13 protein-coding genes are annotated in these 15,080 nt (G+C 59.1%); 5 read left to right on the top strand and 8 right to left on the bottom strand.

Annotated features, from left to right (window positions below; genetic code table 11):
- Window positions 1-113: 113 nt before the first annotated feature.
- The 4 genes from WX88_RS11950 to WX88_RS11935 form a co-directional block, all read right to left on the bottom strand.
- A complete protein-coding gene (locus tag WX88_RS11950) occupies window positions 114-1,709 on the bottom strand; it encodes a hypothetical protein (RefSeq protein WP_046244599.1) in 1,596 nt (531 codons plus the stop codon).
- Between the two features lie 106 nt (window positions 1,710-1,815).
- Window positions 1,816-2,226, bottom strand: a complete 411-nt coding sequence (locus tag WX88_RS11945) for an EVE domain-containing protein (RefSeq protein ID WP_046244659.1) — start codon at window positions 2,224-2,226, stop codon at window positions 1,816-1,818.
- A gap of 169 nt (window positions 2,227-2,395) precedes the next feature.
- Window positions 2,396-2,977: a thioredoxin family protein gene (locus WX88_RS11940; RefSeq protein WP_082115994.1), complete on the bottom strand. Its 582-nt coding sequence runs from the start codon at window positions 2,975-2,977 to the stop codon at window positions 2,396-2,398.
- Between the two features lie 235 nt (window positions 2,978-3,212).
- Window positions 3,213-3,575: a lipocalin-like domain-containing protein gene (locus WX88_RS11935; RefSeq protein ID WP_231590685.1), complete on the bottom strand. Its 363-nt coding sequence runs from the start codon at window positions 3,573-3,575 to the stop codon at window positions 3,213-3,215.
- A gap of 188 nt (window positions 3,576-3,763) precedes the next feature.
- Here WX88_RS11935 and WX88_RS11930 point away from each other — a divergent pair, with 188 nt between their 5' ends.
- From WX88_RS11930 to WX88_RS28750, 3 genes are all read left to right on the top strand, one after another.
- On the top strand, window positions 3,764-5,518 hold the full coding sequence (locus tag WX88_RS11930; protein ID WP_046244656.1) for a helix-hairpin-helix domain-containing protein: 1,755 nt from the start codon (window positions 3,764-3,766) through the stop codon (window positions 5,516-5,518).
- Between the two features lie 249 nt (window positions 5,519-5,767).
- Window positions 5,768-6,832 (top strand): glycosyltransferase family 9 protein, encoded by a 1,065-nt coding sequence (locus WX88_RS11925; RefSeq protein ID WP_046244598.1) that lies wholly within the window; start codon window positions 5,768-5,770, stop codon window positions 6,830-6,832.
- A gap of 32 nt (window positions 6,833-6,864) precedes the next feature.
- On the top strand, window positions 6,865-7,131 hold the full coding sequence (locus WX88_RS28750) for a UBP-type zinc finger domain-containing protein (protein ID WP_072052999.1): 267 nt from the start codon (window positions 6,865-6,867) through the stop codon (window positions 7,129-7,131).
- A 299-nt stretch (window positions 7,132-7,430) separates the two neighbouring features.
- On the opposite strand, the gene serS is transcribed toward WX88_RS28750, so the two are convergent.
- Entirely contained in the window at window positions 7,431-8,705 is a 1,275-nt protein-coding gene (serS, locus tag WX88_RS11915; protein ID WP_046244596.1) for a serine--tRNA ligase, read from the bottom strand.
- Between the two features lie 450 nt (window positions 8,706-9,155).
- On the opposite strand from serS, the gene rho reads away from it, so the two are divergent.
- Together rho and WX88_RS11905 are read left to right on the top strand one after the other, a co-directional pair.
- Window positions 9,156-11,423, top strand: coding sequence for a transcription termination factor Rho (gene rho, locus WX88_RS11910; protein ID WP_046244595.1), 2,268 nt, complete (start codon window positions 9,156-9,158; stop codon window positions 11,421-11,423).
- 300 nt (window positions 11,424-11,723) lie between these two features.
- On the top strand, window positions 11,724-12,383 hold the full coding sequence (locus WX88_RS11905) for a DsbA family protein (protein WP_197076763.1): 660 nt from the start codon (window positions 11,724-11,726) through the stop codon (window positions 12,381-12,383).
- 59 nt (window positions 12,384-12,442) lie between these two features.
- On the opposite strand, the gene WX88_RS11900 is transcribed toward WX88_RS11905, so the two are convergent.
- The 3 genes from WX88_RS11900 to WX88_RS11890 form a co-directional block, all read right to left on the bottom strand.
- Entirely contained in the window at window positions 12,443-13,072 is a 630-nt protein-coding gene (locus tag WX88_RS11900) for a hypothetical protein (protein WP_046244594.1), read from the bottom strand.
- A gap of 85 nt (window positions 13,073-13,157) precedes the next feature.
- On the bottom strand, window positions 13,158-14,033 hold the full coding sequence (locus WX88_RS11895; protein WP_046244593.1) for a UbiA family prenyltransferase: 876 nt from the start codon (window positions 14,031-14,033) through the stop codon (window positions 13,158-13,160).
- Window positions 14,034-14,061: 28 nt separating this feature from the next.
- Entirely contained in the window at window positions 14,062-14,910 is an 849-nt protein-coding gene (locus WX88_RS11890; protein WP_052732609.1) for a hypothetical protein, read from the bottom strand.
- Between the last annotated feature and the right edge of the window lie 170 nt (window positions 14,911-15,080).

Below are 15,080 nucleotides of genomic sequence, written 5' to 3'. Positions count from 1 at the left end.
TGCGTTGTACGCGCCTGGCCTTTGGCACGGTTGCCTTTTGGTTAGGCATCGAACGACAACTCCCCTCCTTGGAAAGGAGGGGAGTTGTCGTTCGATGCCTTCCTATGCAAGCCTTAGAAAGCCACTGAGTTTAGAAAAAACACCTCCCGGTCTGGCCCGTGCTCAACGCGTACGCGCTGGTAGCCAGTGGCCACAAATCGGCTGCCATACCACGGCAAAAGGTCGGCTTGGGAGGTTTCGCTTGTGCGCTCGATGCCGTTATCGGCCGCTCCGGAGCCGGTTTGGATTAGTACCTGCAGGTCGTTGGGGGCAGCTTCGGTGCGGTTTATCACCTTGTAACGTAGTTTTTCCTCGTCGAGGTAGGCTAGCACGAGCCGGTTGTCGGGGAGGGTTTGCACCCGAACGGCCTCCTCAAGGTCGTATCGACGTAGGTTTTCTACCACAAAGACATTGTCCCAAAGCAAGGTGCCAGAGCGGTCGAAGCCACACACCAGCGCGTGAGTTGTTTGGTAGCCGTCGAAGATGCGGGAATTGCCATAGCCCGCGCTCCCAAACTGGTTGCCCAAGTTATTGAAGGGCCCGGCATAGCTACCATAGCTATTATACCGGTAATGAGGATAGTATACTTCGGCTACTAGCACGTAGCCACCATCGGGCTGGGGCAGGAGCTCGTGGAGCAACAATCGGTAGTGCCAGCGTGGGGGCGACACCGAGCGGGCAATGCGGCGGGCGGTGCGCTGACGCAGGCGGGCTTGGCGGCTGGGTTTGAGGTAGTCGAAAAAGTGCTTGAGGTGCAGGAAATCATAGAACCGCAGTGGCGGCTTGGCGTTAGTGCCCGTTGTGGGGCGCAGGTCGGTGGCAAACAGGCCCTGGGCATAGTCAAGGCCACGCAGGGAATAAGTGCCCATGAGCAAGCGGGCCGTGGTGTCTTGCGGCGGGGTGAGCTGGGCAGTGATGAGGCTGCGCTCGCTCTCGGCCTGTACAAACTCGGAGCGAACGAGCTGGCCACGGTCGGTGAGCTGCTTGAGCAGCAGGCGCGACTTGCGGCCGTTGGTTTGGCTCAGCACGTATTCGGCGCGGCGGCTGGCAGCATCGGCCACGAAGGTAAGCTGCGTGGGCAGCGGCTCGAAGACGGAGGGCAGGTACTGCATTTGGCCAGTGGCTACGTCGAGGAGCAGCGCCGTGACGTGCAACTGGTCGTTGAGCAGCACGGTGGCAAACAGGCGGCCATCCAAGGCTTTGAGTTCCACTATTTCTCGGCTCAGGCGAGTTTCGTACTGCTGGGTGCGCACCTGGCCCAGGCGGCCATTGTAGGCTGCTACCCAGAGCCGCCCGGTATTGCTACGCGATGAGAACAACGCGTAGACAGTGGCTCCCTCGGCGCACATTCGGGTGAAGTCGAACTCATCGGGTACCTCCAGCGGTAGTTCGTGGCGCAGGTGCAAGGCCTGGTCATACTGATGGAAGGCAAAGGTGGATTTATTGGAAAGAGGCCGGTCGCGGCCTATCAGCAGGACCACCGTGCTATCGGCGCGCAGGGCTTGCACGTGCACTTCGCTGCTGTATTTCTCAAGGGGTAGTTCGGTGCGAGCCGTTTGTACCGGCGCGTTGGCAGGTGGGGAACGCAGCTTGGACTTTTGTGCGCACAGCTCCGACGAGCTGGCCAGCATCCCAAACGAAAGCAGCAGGGAAAAGTAGTAGAGTTTCATACCCGTGCGCTGTAAAATAAAGTATTTGAAGATACCTGCTCCAACGAGTGGTATCTACTTTAAAGTTACAACTGAACTGCTTGTTTGTGTGCTAGGCCAGCAAGGTTTATTTCGTGGCTAGTGCCAGCACGGCGTCGAACTCCTCGGGCCGTACCGGCAGCACCGATAGCCGCGACTGGCGCAGTAAAGCGAGCTCACTCAATCGCACATCGGCCTTGAGCTGGGCCAGGCTGACGGGCTGGGGCAGAGGCTGCACTGGGCGCAGGGCCACCGCCACCCACGGCGAGCCAACTTCGGCAGTGGCATCGGGCGTGGCTGTGGCGGCTACTTCGGCAATGCCCACCACGGCCTTCTCGCTCACGCTATGGTAAAACAGCACCAGGTCGCCGGGTTCCATCAAATTTAGATTGTTGCGGGCCTGGTAGTTGCGCACACCGGTCCAGGCCGTGCCATCTTCCTGCACAAACGTGGCCCAGGAATAAGCTTCGGGTTCAGATTTAACAAGCCAATGCTTCATGTGCAGTTGGTGAATGGGCGATGGAGTGAATAGCAAACACGCTATAAGCGTGCTGCAAAGAAAACACCTCCGTTAGAGCTGGTAATAGATGAAGGAAAGAACTTAATACCCAGGCAGGTAGACGTCAACTGAGCAGGGTTAGTCTTCCGCTTGCTCGGCTGGGGCAGTTCTATAGCGTCGGTACTATCTTTTTCAGGTAGACCTCGAAAGCTGCGGGACCGCCGGCGATGTAGCCGGTTTTAGCCAGCACCTTGCCATCGGGCGCAATCACGACGGCCAGTGGAAAATCGCCTTCGCGGTTGAGTTGGGCTGCCGCCGTCTCGTTGAGTTTAAGCTGCGCAGCGCTGGGCTGGTTGCGCTTCTGGCGTGGGAAATCGAAGCGCGCTAGTATCAGCCGGTCTTTTGCATAATCCGCAAATTCGGGTTTGGCAAACACTTCCTGTTCGTACACAATGCAGGGCTTGCACCAGTCCGAGCCCGAGAAAACGGCCAAAATAGGCCGATTAGTGGCCTTGGCCTGTGCCTGTGCCTTGCCCAAGTCGGTCAGCCAGCCAGCCATGCCATCGGCGGAGGCTGGCAGCACTACCTGCGGTGTCGATGCGACGGGTGAAGTAGGCTGAGGCGCATTCGGGGCAGTGATTTTGCCAGGTGCCGTCACAGCAGCTTGTTGCGCTTGTGATGGGCTCGTGCTGGCTAAAATAAGGCCCAGAACGAAGGCCCGCATGGAGCTACTTGGTAGTATAAATAGCATTGGAATTATGGAGGAAGAGGCCCCGGTCTCCGGTAATGCGGCCAAGGCTTAGTGAATTCAGGCGGATGGTGAAAGCTTTAAAGAGGCTTTATATTGTTAGAAGCGTGTTCATGACATTCACCCTGCGCTTCCGGTTCGCTTGAGGCCAGAACAGAGTTGAACGACGCGGACCGGAGAACCACCAGCATACTTTCAAAGTTGTTGAATCTTTGCAAAAATGTCCTGCATGGTCTGGTTAGGGCAAACGCCGCACTTTTAGCACCTGCTTGTCTTTGTCGAGCGAAATGATTTCCAGGGTGTAATCGGGCTCCTCGCCTTCTGTGATATGGATATGCAGGCGGGTATTGCCTTCGGCGGTCCAGGTGCCGGAGCGGCCAGCCAAGCCATCAGTAGGGGCAATGTCGAACTGCTCGAAGCGGCCGGCCGGCCCGATGGCAAAGCCCGTCCGGCCCCGGGAAGGCGGAAACGTATAAGTATTAGGGCGATACACGAGCGTGTCGCCGCTGTTTTCCTCGCGCGACACAAGCCAAGTACCTTCCAGCTGCTTCATAGGGATGGCCTTGGCGGGGCGCCGCTGCTGGCAGGTGGCAGATAACAATAGGAGGGACAACGGTAGTAGTCGGGCAACAGAATGCAACATCAGCATAAATTTCTGCGAAAATTAGGGTGGGCCGAAAGGTAAGGCGTATCAAGCAGGTACGGGGTTTTAGCTCGGCCGGCCATTTGCCCGCCAGCCGCGTAAGCACGCGGATACGCTACATTCGTTCCCACAAAAACTCCTGCCCCGTGGATAACCGCGCCCTGACCCGCGCCTTCAAGCTGGCCGCCCAGCTGATGGAGCTGCACGACGAGAACCCCTTTAAAATCCGTGCCATCGAAGGCACGGCCAACGCTCTCGATGCCCTCAGCTTCCCTGTGTCGGAAGTAGAGCGCTCCGGCCTGCCCGACCGCACCGGTCTAAGCAAAACCGCCGCCGCCAAAGTGGCCGAGTTGCTCGATACCGGCACGTTCTCCGACTTGCAGCGTCTGCTCGATGCCACCCCGCCGGGCGTAGTCGAAATGCTCGGCATCAAAGGCATCGGTCCTAAAAAAATCCGGGCCCTGTGGCACGAGTTGGGCATTGAGAGCATCGAGCAGCTGCGCGATGCCGCCGAAAACGACCAGGTTAGCAAGCTGAAAGGTTTCGGCAAAAAGACCCAGGAATCCATTTTGGAGGCCCTGGAATTCGCCGGCCAAAGCAAGGGCAAACTCCTCTATCCGCAGGCCGAGCAACTGGCCGCCGACCTGGCCCACCACCTGCGCGACGCTCTGAAAACCGATAAAGTAGCTGTCGCCGGTGAAATCCGCCGCCGCCTCGAAACCGTGGAAGTGGTGGTTCTGGTGGCCGCTACCGACCAGCCATTGAAAGCCCACGAGCTGCTGAATTCGTTGGACGGCCTCACCGCCGACCCGCGCCGCTCGGGGCCGTTTGCCTGGCGGGGCACGGCCACCCAATCGGGCGTGTGGGTGGAGGTACTGTTGACCACGGTTGAAAATTTTGTGACCGAATTATTCCTCAATTCGGCCGCCGAAAACCACCTGACCGAGGGCCTGCCCGGCCCAGAAAGTTTTGGCCCGCCTGCCACGCTACGCCAGTGGGCGCGGCGCGAGAAATTCCAGCAGGAAGAGGCGCTGTATGAGAAAGCCGGCCTGCAATTCATTGTGCCCGAGCTGCGCGAAGGCTTAGGCGAAATTGCCCTCGCTGCTGAGAAAAGGCTGCCCCGCCTGCTCGAAGACGGCGACCTGGGCGGCTCCCTGCACAACCACAGCACCTATTCGGATGGCAACCACACGCTGCGGGAAATGGCCACCTGGCTGCGCGACCACGGCTACGAGTACCTTGGCATTTGCGACCACAGCCAGGCCGCTCATTACGCCAACGGCCTCAGCGCCGAGCGGGTGCGCCAGCAGCACCAGGAAATCGACAAGCTGAACGCCGAGTTGGCTCCCTTCCGCATTTTCAAAGGCATCGAAAGCGACATCCTCGGCGACGGTTCGCTCGACTATGCGCCCGATGTGCTGGCCAGCTTCGATTTCATCGTGGCCTCGGTGCATTCCAATCTGAAAATGGACGAGCGCAAGGCCACCGAGCGCCTGCTGCGCGCCATCGAAAATCCCTACACCACCATGTTGGGCCACCCCACCGGCCGCTTGCTGTTGCGCCGCCAGGGCTACCCCATCGACTACAAAGCTGTCATCGACGCCTGCGCCCAGCACCAGGTCATCATCGAAATCAACGCCAACCCCTGGCGCCTCGACCTCGACTGGCGCTGGGTGCGCTACGCCCTCGACCAGGGCGTGATGCTCAGCATCAATCCCGACGCTCATCACACTGACGGGTACGCCGACATGCGCTATGGCGTGCTGATGGGCAGAAAGGGATTTTTGACCAAGGAAATGACGTTCAACACAAAATCCGTGGACGAAGCCGCGGCATATTTTGAGGCCCGCAAATCGAATATCAAGCCCCCGCTGGAGTTTAAAAAGTCCCTATTCGAGTAGCAAAACGAAAACTCCCCTCCTTACCAAGGAGGGGACGTGAGCGCCGAAGAGGCGCGAACGGGGGTGGTTGAATCGTTGAACGCTCGTATAAATTGTTGAATGACTTATTGAACAACCCGCCCCCGAATCGCTCGCGCCTCGTTCGATGATTCATACGCGAGTCACTCAGCAAGTTCAGCTACGCCTGTTCTCGCCTGCGCCTCAACTATCATGTCCTTAGTGCAGGAACTAGTCGTTCTGCCATTGCCCATGAAAATTCTCGTTCTCCGCTTTTCCTCCATCGGCGACATCGTGCTTACCACGCCGGTGGTGCGGGCACTAGCGCAGCAGGTGCCGGGCGCAGAAGTGCATTTTGCCACGAAGCCGGCCTACCGCAGCCTGCTCGAATCCAACCGGCACATCGCCAAAGTCCACTGCCTGACTGGTCCCTTGGGCGAGTTGGTGCAGGCGCTAAAAGCCGAGCAATTCGACTACCTCATCGACCTGCACAACAACTTGCGCACCCGCCTCATCAAGCTGCGGCTGGGCGTCAAATCTAGCAGTTTTGATAAGCTAAATGGACGAAAGTGGCTGCTGGTCAATTTCAAAATTGATAAGTTGCCGCGTGTCCACATCGTGCAGCGCTATCTGGCTGCGGCCGCGCCGCTGGGTATCAGAGACGACGGTCAGGGCCTAGATTACTTTATTCCCGAAGACCAGGAGGTAGACCTGGCGATGCTGCCGCCGGCTTTTCAGCGCGGCTATGTCGCCGTTGCTATTGGCGCGCAGCATGCCACCAAGCGTCTGCCCGTCGACAAGCTAATTGAGCTGTGCGCCAAGCTGGCTCGGCCCATCGTGCTGCTCGGTGGCCGCGAAGACGAGAGTATTGCCCACGTCATCGAGCAAGCTTTTGAGACGGAAGCAGCTCCCCTCCAGCCGCCTGCCCAAACCATCCCCGACAGCCCGTACTATTTCCCCAAAAATTTTCCGGTTCAGTCGGCCACTCGCCCACTTATTGTGAACGGCTGCGGACGATATTCGCTGCATCAATCAGCCTCGCTGCTGCGGCAGGCGCAGTTTGTGGTGAGCCACGACACCGGCCTGATGCACATTGCTGCTGCCTTTGGCAAGGAGATTTTCAGCATTTGGGGCAATACCGTACCTGCCTTCGGCATGTACCCCTACCGCACCGATTTCCGGGTGCTGGAAGTGAACAATCTAAGCTGTCGGCCGTGCTCGAAAATAGGGTTTGCCAAGTGCCCGCAAGGCCATTTCAAGTGCATGCGCGACCAGGTTCTGGACCTGAACTTGCCGCCCCCGCGCGACGGCCGCTAACTTGGCGCTCCAACCCATAAACCCCATGCCCCATGGCTGAACCTTGCCAACACCTCATCGCCCTCACCAGCCTCAAAACGGCGCCTCAATACCTCTGTCCCGAGTGTATTGCGCTGGGTGACACCTGGGTTCACCTGCGCGTGTGCCAGGAGTGCGGCCACGTCGGCTGCTGCGACAATTCTAAAAACACGCACGCTACCAAGCATTTTCGCGCCTCGCAGCACCCTGTCATCTCCTCGGCCGAGCCCGGCGAGCGGTGGCTCTGGTGTTACAACGATGAGGAAATGGCGGAGTATTGAAAAGACGAAGCAGAGCCGTGCAGCCGTAAGCGCTTCATTGTGCGGCTGGTTAACCTCACGCCTGGCCCCTTTCCTGTGGAGAGGGGCGCTAGCAATGTTTTCCACAGAATCATCAGACTCCCCTCTCCTTGGGAGAGGGGCCGGGGGTGAAGTTAACCAGCTGAGCTAAACGTAGGTTATTTGGACCTAGGCGTTAAAGTATAGACATCCATCCTTTTTTGCGAGATTAAACGATAAAACGGCCCGTTTAATGAGTTAAGCGGGCCGTTTTATACGTTAGGCAAATCAGGGCTCTGTTTCTAACCAATCCGCTCGAACCCGCAGTAGCTGTGCAGTACCAGCGGCAACTCGATGCCCGTGCTCGTCTGATTATTTTCCAGCAGCGCGGCCACGATGCGGGGCAACGCCAGGGCCGAGCCGTTGAGCGTGTGCAGGAGTTGCGTTTTGCCGCCTTCGGCACGGTAGCGGCACTTGAGGCGGTTGGCTTGGTAGGTTTCGAAGTTAGATACTGAGCTTACTTCCAGCCAGCGACCTTGGGCGGCGCTCCACACTTCGAGGTCGTAGGTGAGGGCCGATGTAAAGCTCATGTCGCCACCGCAAAGGCGCAGCACGCGGTAGGGGAGGTTGAGCTGTTGGAGCAGGCTTTCGACGTGAGCCAGCATCGCTTCCAGCGCGTCGTAGCTGCGCTCAGGCTCTGTGATTTGCACGATTTCGATTTTATCGAACTGGTGCAGGCGGTTGAGACCGCGCACGTCGGCTCCCCAGGAGCCGGCTTCGCGGCGGAAGCAGGGCGTGTGGCCCGTTATGCGAATGGGCAACTTATCCAGCGGAATAATTTCGTCGCGGTAAATATTGGTGAGGGGCACCTCGGCCGTGGGAATCAGGTAGAGGTTGTCCTTGGCGTCGTGGTACATCTGGCCGTCCTTGTCGGGCAACTGGCCGGTGCCGTAGCCGCTGGCCTCGTTCACCAGAATGGGCGGCTGCATTTCGGTATAGCCAGCCTGCCGAGCCTGATCCAGAAAGAAGTTGATGAGCGCCCGCTGGAGCCGCGCCCCCTGGTTTTTATACACCGGAAAGCCCGCGCCGGTAATTTTGTTGCCCAGCTCAAAGTCGATGATGTCGTACTTTTTAATCAGCTCCCAGTGCGGCTGGGTGTCTGAGCCGAGGGTTGGCTTGGTGCCGTGTTCGCGCACCACCTCGTTATCGGCGGCGGCGCGGCCCTCTGGCACGCTGGCGTGGGGCAGGTTGGGCAGCTTGAATAGTAGCTGTTTCTGGCCTTCTTCCACCTGGGCCAGCTCGGCGGCGGCGGCTTGCGTGTGCTGCTTCAGCTCGGCGGTACGGGCTTTGAGGGCCTCGGCCCCGGCTTTGTCACCAGTCTTCATCAGGCCCCCAATTTGGCGGGCCAGCTCATTGGCTTCGGCCTGTGCCGCATCATGGCTGGTTTGGAGCTGGCGGCGGCGCTGGTCCAGGTCGAGAATGGCGGCTACGTCGGCGGGGCCGGTGGGGTAGTGTTTTTTGGCGAGGCCAGCCAGTACCAGGTCGGTCTGGTCGCGGAGAACGGAGATTTGCAGCATGAGGCACGTTTGGGTAAGGCGGGCAAAGGTCGGAAGTAAAACTGGCCGGAGCCAGTGTATAAGCCATAGAAACGAATACAGCGGGGTGTAAACTTATTTTGTCCTCGCTGGTGTTTAAAATTCAGCCAGCGGACATCCGATTTGGCAGTTTGCCCGTAATACGCTAACATTGCGTTAGCAACCGGCCGCCGTGGTTGGACCAGTGGACTTTAGCGTCCACCTCCGGCCCACATTTTGTTGAATCTCCTGCGGCTCGCTTTCTGCACCTATTTTCTTGTTCATTCATTGCGCGCCGCGCGCTGCTATCCCCAACATAGCCCGCGTATCCAGCCAATGCTCTATGGCGGCCTTGCCGCGCCCTTGCCATAGCTGGCTTTTTGAGCCCCCAGTGGGCTTTTGCGGGCAGCCAGCCCCCTCGCTTCAAGCCGATGTTTCTCCCTTATTCCCTTTATGCACACCATTAACGAGTTGAAGGACCGGCTGCTGTCCGACCTCAAAGAAATTGCCGAACAAATGAATGTAGGCAACTTCAAACGGCTCAGCAAGCAGGATTTGATTTATAAAATCCTTGACCAGCAAGCCCTGATTCCTAGCGCTGCTGAGCAACCTGCCGCGCCGGCGCCCACCCCGGCTCCCGCTCCAGCCCTGGTAGCAGCCGCTCCGGCCGCTGTGGCTTCGGTTTCCGTCGAGACGCCGCGCCCTGCCCCCCGCGCTCCCAAGCGCCGGCCCGCCCCCAGCACGGCCGAGCAGCCTTTTTCCGACGTAGCGCCGCCCGCCCCCAAGGCCCAGCCCAACCGTCCTGCCCGCGAACCGCGTCGGGAAGCGCCCGCCCCAGTTGCTGTGGCAGCCCCTGCTCCCGGTCCGGTGCCGAGCGTGGAGATACTAGACCCCATCGAAGGGCTGGCTCTGGTGCCCGCTGGCGATGCCACCGGTGCGTCTTTGGCTAATGAGCCCACGGCAGAACCGGCCCCAGATGCTGCCAAGGCTGATTCCGCTTCCAGCGCCGACCTGCAGATTAATGGTGCGGAGCAACAGCCAAACGCCACTTTGGGCCGCCCCGAGCGTCCGCGCCGTGAGCGCGTCGACCGCGCCGGGCGCCCTATCACAGAGCAGCGGGCCGCCGAGATAGCCGCCGAAAAGGCCGCTGCCGAAGCTGCCGCTGCCGCCGAAGTTGCGGCCAACCCGAACCCGACTGAGAATGGCACCGATACCCGTGAGGGTGGTCGCGATAACCGTCGGGAATTTGGTGGCAACGCGTTTGCCGAACGCCGCGAAAACCGCGCCGACCGGTTCGAGCGCGACAGCCGCGAAGTGCGCGACGGCCGCGAGCAGCGCCCCAACCGCAACGACCAACCTCGTGAAAACCGGGAACCCCGCAACGACCAGCCGCGCGAAAACCACAACCGGGATGGCCAAGCTCGGGAGCCCCGCAATGGCCAAGACCGCCCCGAGCGCGATAATCGCGAGCCCCGCAACAACGACCAACGCCGCGAGGACCGGTTTGCCCAGCGTGACCAGCAGCGCCAGCAGCGCGCCCTCAACTCTGACGGCACGCCCCGCACCGACCAGGCCCAACAGCAGCGCCCCCCCCGTCAGGACCTGGATTTGGTGGTGCCAGGCGGCGGTACGTTTGAGTTGATGCCTGATGGCGGCTACGGCTTCCTGCGCTCGCCCTATTACAACTATCTAGCCTCGCCCGACGACGTCTACGTGTCGCCGCAGCAGGTGAAGCAGTTTGCCATGAAGGCCGGCGATACTGTGGTTTGTACCATCCGGCCGCCCCGCGAAGGTGAGAAATACTTTGCCCTAGTAGGCGTGGATAGCATGAATGGCCGCACCGTGGAGGAAGTCCGCGACCGAGTGCCGTTTAGCCATCTCACCCCGCTTTTTGCTGACCAGCGCATGAAGCTGAGCACCAAGTCCAGCCAAATCAGTACCCGCGTGCTCGATTTGTTTGCGCCCATCGGCAAAGGCCAGCGCGGCCTGATTGTGGCCCAGCCCAAAACCGGTAAAACCGTATTGCTGCAGGAAGTAGCCAATGCCATCAGCGAAAACCACCCCGAGGTGTATTTGATGATATTGCTCATCGACGAACGCCCCGAGGAAGTAACCGACATGGCCCGTACCGTGAAGGCCGAAGTGCTCAGCTCGACCTTCGACGAAACGGCCGACCGCCACGTGAAAATCGCCGAAATGGCCTTGGATAAGGCCCGGCGCCTCGTGGAGTGCGGCCACGATGTGGTGATTTTGCTCGACTCCATCACCCGCTTGGCACGGGCCTACAACACCGTGCAACCCAGCTCTTCGCGCATCCTATCAGGTGGTATTGATGCCGGTGCGCTGCAAAAGCCCAAACGCTTCTTTGGCGCGGCCCGTAACGTGGAAGGCGGCGGTTCGCTCACCATTATCGCCACGGCCCTCATCGAAACCGGCTCTAAGATGGACGAGGTAATTTTCGAAGAATTCAAAGGGACTGGCAACATGGAACTCCAGCTCGACCGCAAGCTGGCCAACAAGCGCGTGTTCCCGGCCATCGACATTCCGGCTTCCGGCACTCGCCGCGAAGACCTGCTCATGAGCAAGGACGAGCTAAGCCGCGTGTGGGTCCTCCGCAAATTCATGTCCGACATGACGGCTACCGAAGCCATGGAATTCCTCAAGGACCGTATCAAAGGCACCAAGGACAACGAGGAATTCCTCATTTCAATGAATGGCTAAGCAGGTAGGGTCTGCAAATGAAAAGCCCCCGGCAGCAACGCCGGGGGCTTTTCATTTGCCTAATAATCAGATGTAAAAATAATTACTGGTAATAGGTAACATAGTCCGGATAAAACGGCTACCCGTTGGGATAGATTCAGCTTTTAGCATTCCGGCTACAAACCACCTGTTAGTGAGCGAGAATAAAATTGGCGCTTTCTTCACCGGGACTGTTTCGGCATCTATTTGTTCTACCAATTCTCTGCTCGGCAAAACTTGCTTTGCGAGTATAAATTTGCCGGCTATTTCGTCCCAATGCTTATGGAAACCATTCCCGCCAACCTGCCCGAACTGCTCTACATTCACGACCCGTTGTGCGGCTGGTGCTATGGCACGAGCCCGGTTATCAATCGGGTGCAGCAAGAGTTTATGGGGCGCGTTGATGTGTCGGTGCTGTGTGGCGGCATGGTAAAAGGCGACGATGCCGGACCTATTTCGGCTAGCTGGGAATACGTCAGGCAGGCTTTGGGTGATGTGGAAAAGGCTACTGGCGTGCACTTTGGGGCTGCCTTCAAGGCCCTGGGAGAAGAAGGCAGCTACGTGTACGACTCGGAACCCCCGAGCCGGGCCATCACCACTTTTCGCCAAATCACCCAAGACCCGGCCCACACCGTGGCCTTTGCGCACGCCGTGCAAATGGCCCTGTTTCATGATGGACAGGACCTGAACAACCCCGCCACTTACAACTCGTTGCTGACTCCCTTCGGGATTGATGTGGCAGAATTTCAGCGTCGTTTGGCAGCTCCCGAAACGGCCCGCGCCACGCAGCAGGAGTTTGCGGCGGTGGCCCGAATTGGCGTGCAGGGCTTCCCAACGTTGGTGCTGCGGCTGGGGGAGCAGGGTTACGTGCTAGCGCGCGGCTACCAGCCCTACGAGCAGCTACGGCAGGGCCTGGAGCAGCTTTTGCGCGCAGCAGCGTAGTGGCAGAGAAGACAGACGGGCGTTACGACTCCTAATTTGGCTTCGCCTCGCAAACTGGGCTATTGCACTCGCACCACTTCCTTCTTCAGAGGCGACCAAGCTATTCTGTGTCGGTCTTCCTTGCCCTTCAGGTATTCAAACCGGATGGCGTCTGGGCGTTGCCGTAAGTCAATCCAGCTGGCTCGGTCAAGGTTTTCAACTGTAGCTGGGAACGCCGCTTTCTTATCAATGGCAGGCGTATGGAACTGCGAGGGTAGGAAAAATCGGTCGATGCGTCGCAGCACGAAGGCTTCGCGCTCAGCACGGCTAGCGGTGGGAGTTTTCATTTCATACACGAGTGAGGCTTCAAGGTTAGGCTCGGTCAGCATTTCGCGGAAAATGACCTGGCCGCTGGCACTGGTAATCGTAAGCTCACCGGTTCCCTCTAGTATCGACGGACCGCGAAAAACCAGCTGGAACGTATCGGGTGGGCCTTCGGGGTTGCTGAAATTGTGCTGTTGCCGGGCCACGCGCAAGGTGTCGCTAACGGCCGATACCGCTTTGCTGCGAGAGGTATCGGGTGTGGGTAGGGCTGAGGAGTCGTGCCCAGTCTGGTCGGTAATGCGGGATACGGTCCCTTCATGCATGGCCGAAGGAGTGGAGTTGCAGGCCGCCAGCAGCGGCAACCAAGTGAGCCAGGAGAATCGCATAGAATAATCAGGAAAAGGTGAACCGGCAGTAGTACATAATACGCAACTAGTAGCTGCTCAAGTTATCGAAAGCCACCAAGTGCACTCAGTGCCACAGCAGCATGGCTATGAAAGCAGCGCTCATGCACAGCGACGATACCTGGTTCATGCGCATGGTGTGCTCGAAATTGGCGGCTGCCTCATCGTGCCACACCAGCCAGACCCAGCGGCTGAACAAAGCCACCACCGGGCCCGTAGCCACCAGAAAAATCAGCAGTGGCCTTATTTCCTGCCGCAGCCAGTAGGCCACGCCCAGGGCCGTCGCACCCGCCAGCAGCCCCACTGCCGCAAACACAAATGTGCCCCGGATGCCCAGCCGCAGGCTCAGCGTCTGGTCGCCGCGCCGGGCGTCTTCGGCATGCTGGTACACCTGCGTGAGCGGGTAGGACCCACACAAAAACAAGGTGCTGACCAACGCCAGCAGCAGATTCGTTTTCTCAAAAAGCTGGCCGTAAGTGGCCCCTACGCCCACCTGGGTCATCAGCAACGTGAAGGCGCCCTGAAACACCACCACTACCAGCGTGCTCAGCAGTGGGTATTTTTTCAAGCGGATGCCCTCGTAGCTGTAGGCTTTGGAAACCAGCAGGTACACCAAGACCAATGCGGCAAATGGCAGAGATAGCAGCGCGGCCCCGGCCACCGCCAGCGCATCGAACAGCCACACCAGATGGAGCAGCTCCGGCGTCACTTTGGGCGGCGCTTTCAAGCCCCCGATGCTGTCTTCGTCCTTATCGTAGTAAGAATTATACCCGTTAGACGCCGGGTAAGCCAGTAAGTGCAGCACCACAAATACCCCCACCGCCCGCCATCCGCTCCACGGCCCCCGCAACGCACTCAGTCCAAACCAAAATACCGGCATAAGGTAAATGGAAAACGGAATGCGCAGCAGCGGCAGTGCCCGACGATATTTCTCAATTACCAATGGGAGACGAAGAATGAAGAGTGAACAATCAATGCAAAGGTTGCTCGGATAACGCTTCCTTCTTCCTCCTTCTTGTCTCTTCATGAAGCGCAGCGCTCGGCCAACCCACTAAGTAGGTGACTTGGGGGCCCCACCAATGACGCTTTTTGCCGGCCTGCCAGGTAAACTGGCTCGTGGGGTCAGCTCGTTGGGCCAGTTCCAGTAGGCCCTTGATGGAGTACATGCGCAGCAGCGACACCGACCCATCCCAGATAGTACAGAGTGGAATAATGGGTATTAAATAAGTGAATACCAGTCGGCTGAGTCGGAAAGGGCGAAAGAACGGAGTAAGCAGCAACTGCGCCACTGGCAGTACCGTCCAGGCCAGCAGCAGCTCCCACCAGTGCTTGCCCGCTCCCTCAAACACGCCAATGCCGGTGCCCGCTTGCACGGCATCGCGCAGCAGGGCTTCGGCCGAGGCCGGGGGAAAGTGATGGAAGGCGGAGAAAATAGTTCGAAAGCCCGGCAGGTGCGCCGGCACAGCCAGGGCATTCACTGGAGCCGGCTCGTAGCCGATGGCGCCCCGGGTGCGTTCGGCAATGTCGGCCCAGGTGGCGGGCTGGGGATAGAGGTCGGTGAGGGTGATGGTTGCTTCGGGCAGACTCTGGGCCCGTAGGCTCGCCAGCACAGTTTCGGTGCCGCCCCCGCCTCCCGCCCCCAGCTCCAGCACGGTGGTCTGCCGGGTGCGGCGCAGCCCCTCGGCCAGCAAGGGCGTGATGGGCCGGTAAGTGCCCAGCGCCGAAATCATAAACCGCAGGTAGTCCATCATTCCGGCGCGGATAATGGCCGGGAACCACGGTAGGTCTTCAAACTCAAACAAACGAAGGCGGAGGCGCATGACCCGAACGTACGCAGAAAAGGGGCTGTTCGGTGCTTTTACGGGTGGAAGCCTGCTGACAAGCAGGTGGCCACGGCTTAGCAGAGCCCCGTTACGGAGATACTTCACTGCGCGCAGCATGACAGCCAGTGGCTTTCCAAACAGCTTCAAAAAAAGATTAACTAATGCAA

Origin of the sequence: Hymenobacter terrenus (genome assembly GCF_000972495.1) — a bacterium.
Taxonomy (GTDB): Bacteria; Bacteroidota; Bacteroidia; order Cytophagales; family Hymenobacteraceae; genus Hymenobacter; species Hymenobacter terrenus.
The sequence above is the reverse complement of the archived record's forward strand: the minus strand, read 5'-3'. Positions and strand labels throughout refer to the sequence as shown.

Excerpts from the sequence above, each read along its gene's own strand:
- WX88_RS11890 (WP_052732609.1), bottom strand. The coding sequence starts at position 14,910 with ATGCGCCTCCGCCTTCGTTTGTTTGAGTTTGAAGACCTACCGTGGTTC.
- WX88_RS11950 (WP_046244599.1), bottom strand. The coding sequence starts at position 1,709 with ATGAAACTCTACTACTTTTCCCTGCTGCTTTCGTTTGGGATGCTGGCC.
- WX88_RS11940 (WP_082115994.1), bottom strand. The coding sequence starts at position 2,977 with ATGCTATTTATACTACCAAGTAGCTCCATGCGGGCCTTCGTTCTGGGC.
- WX88_RS11925 (WP_046244598.1), top strand. The coding sequence starts at position 5,768 with ATGAAAATTCTCGTTCTCCGCTTTTCCTCCATCGGCGACATCGTGCTT.
- WX88_RS11905 (WP_197076763.1), top strand. The coding sequence starts at position 11,724 with ATGGAAACCATTCCCGCCAACCTGCCCGAACTGCTCTACATTCACGAC.
- WX88_RS28750 (WP_072052999.1), top strand. The coding sequence starts at position 6,865 with ATGGCTGAACCTTGCCAACACCTCATCGCCCTCACCAGCCTCAAAACG.
- serS (WP_046244596.1), bottom strand. The coding sequence starts at position 8,705 with ATGCTGCAAATCTCCGTTCTCCGCGACCAGACCGACCTGGTACTGGCT.
- WX88_RS11945 (WP_046244659.1), bottom strand. The coding sequence starts at position 2,226 with ATGAAGCATTGGCTTGTTAAATCTGAACCCGAAGCTTATTCCTGGGCC.
- rho (WP_046244595.1), top strand. The coding sequence starts at position 9,156 with ATGCACACCATTAACGAGTTGAAGGACCGGCTGCTGTCCGACCTCAAA.
- WX88_RS11900 (WP_046244594.1), bottom strand. The coding sequence starts at position 13,072 with ATGCGATTCTCCTGGCTCACTTGGTTGCCGCTGCTGGCGGCCTGCAAC.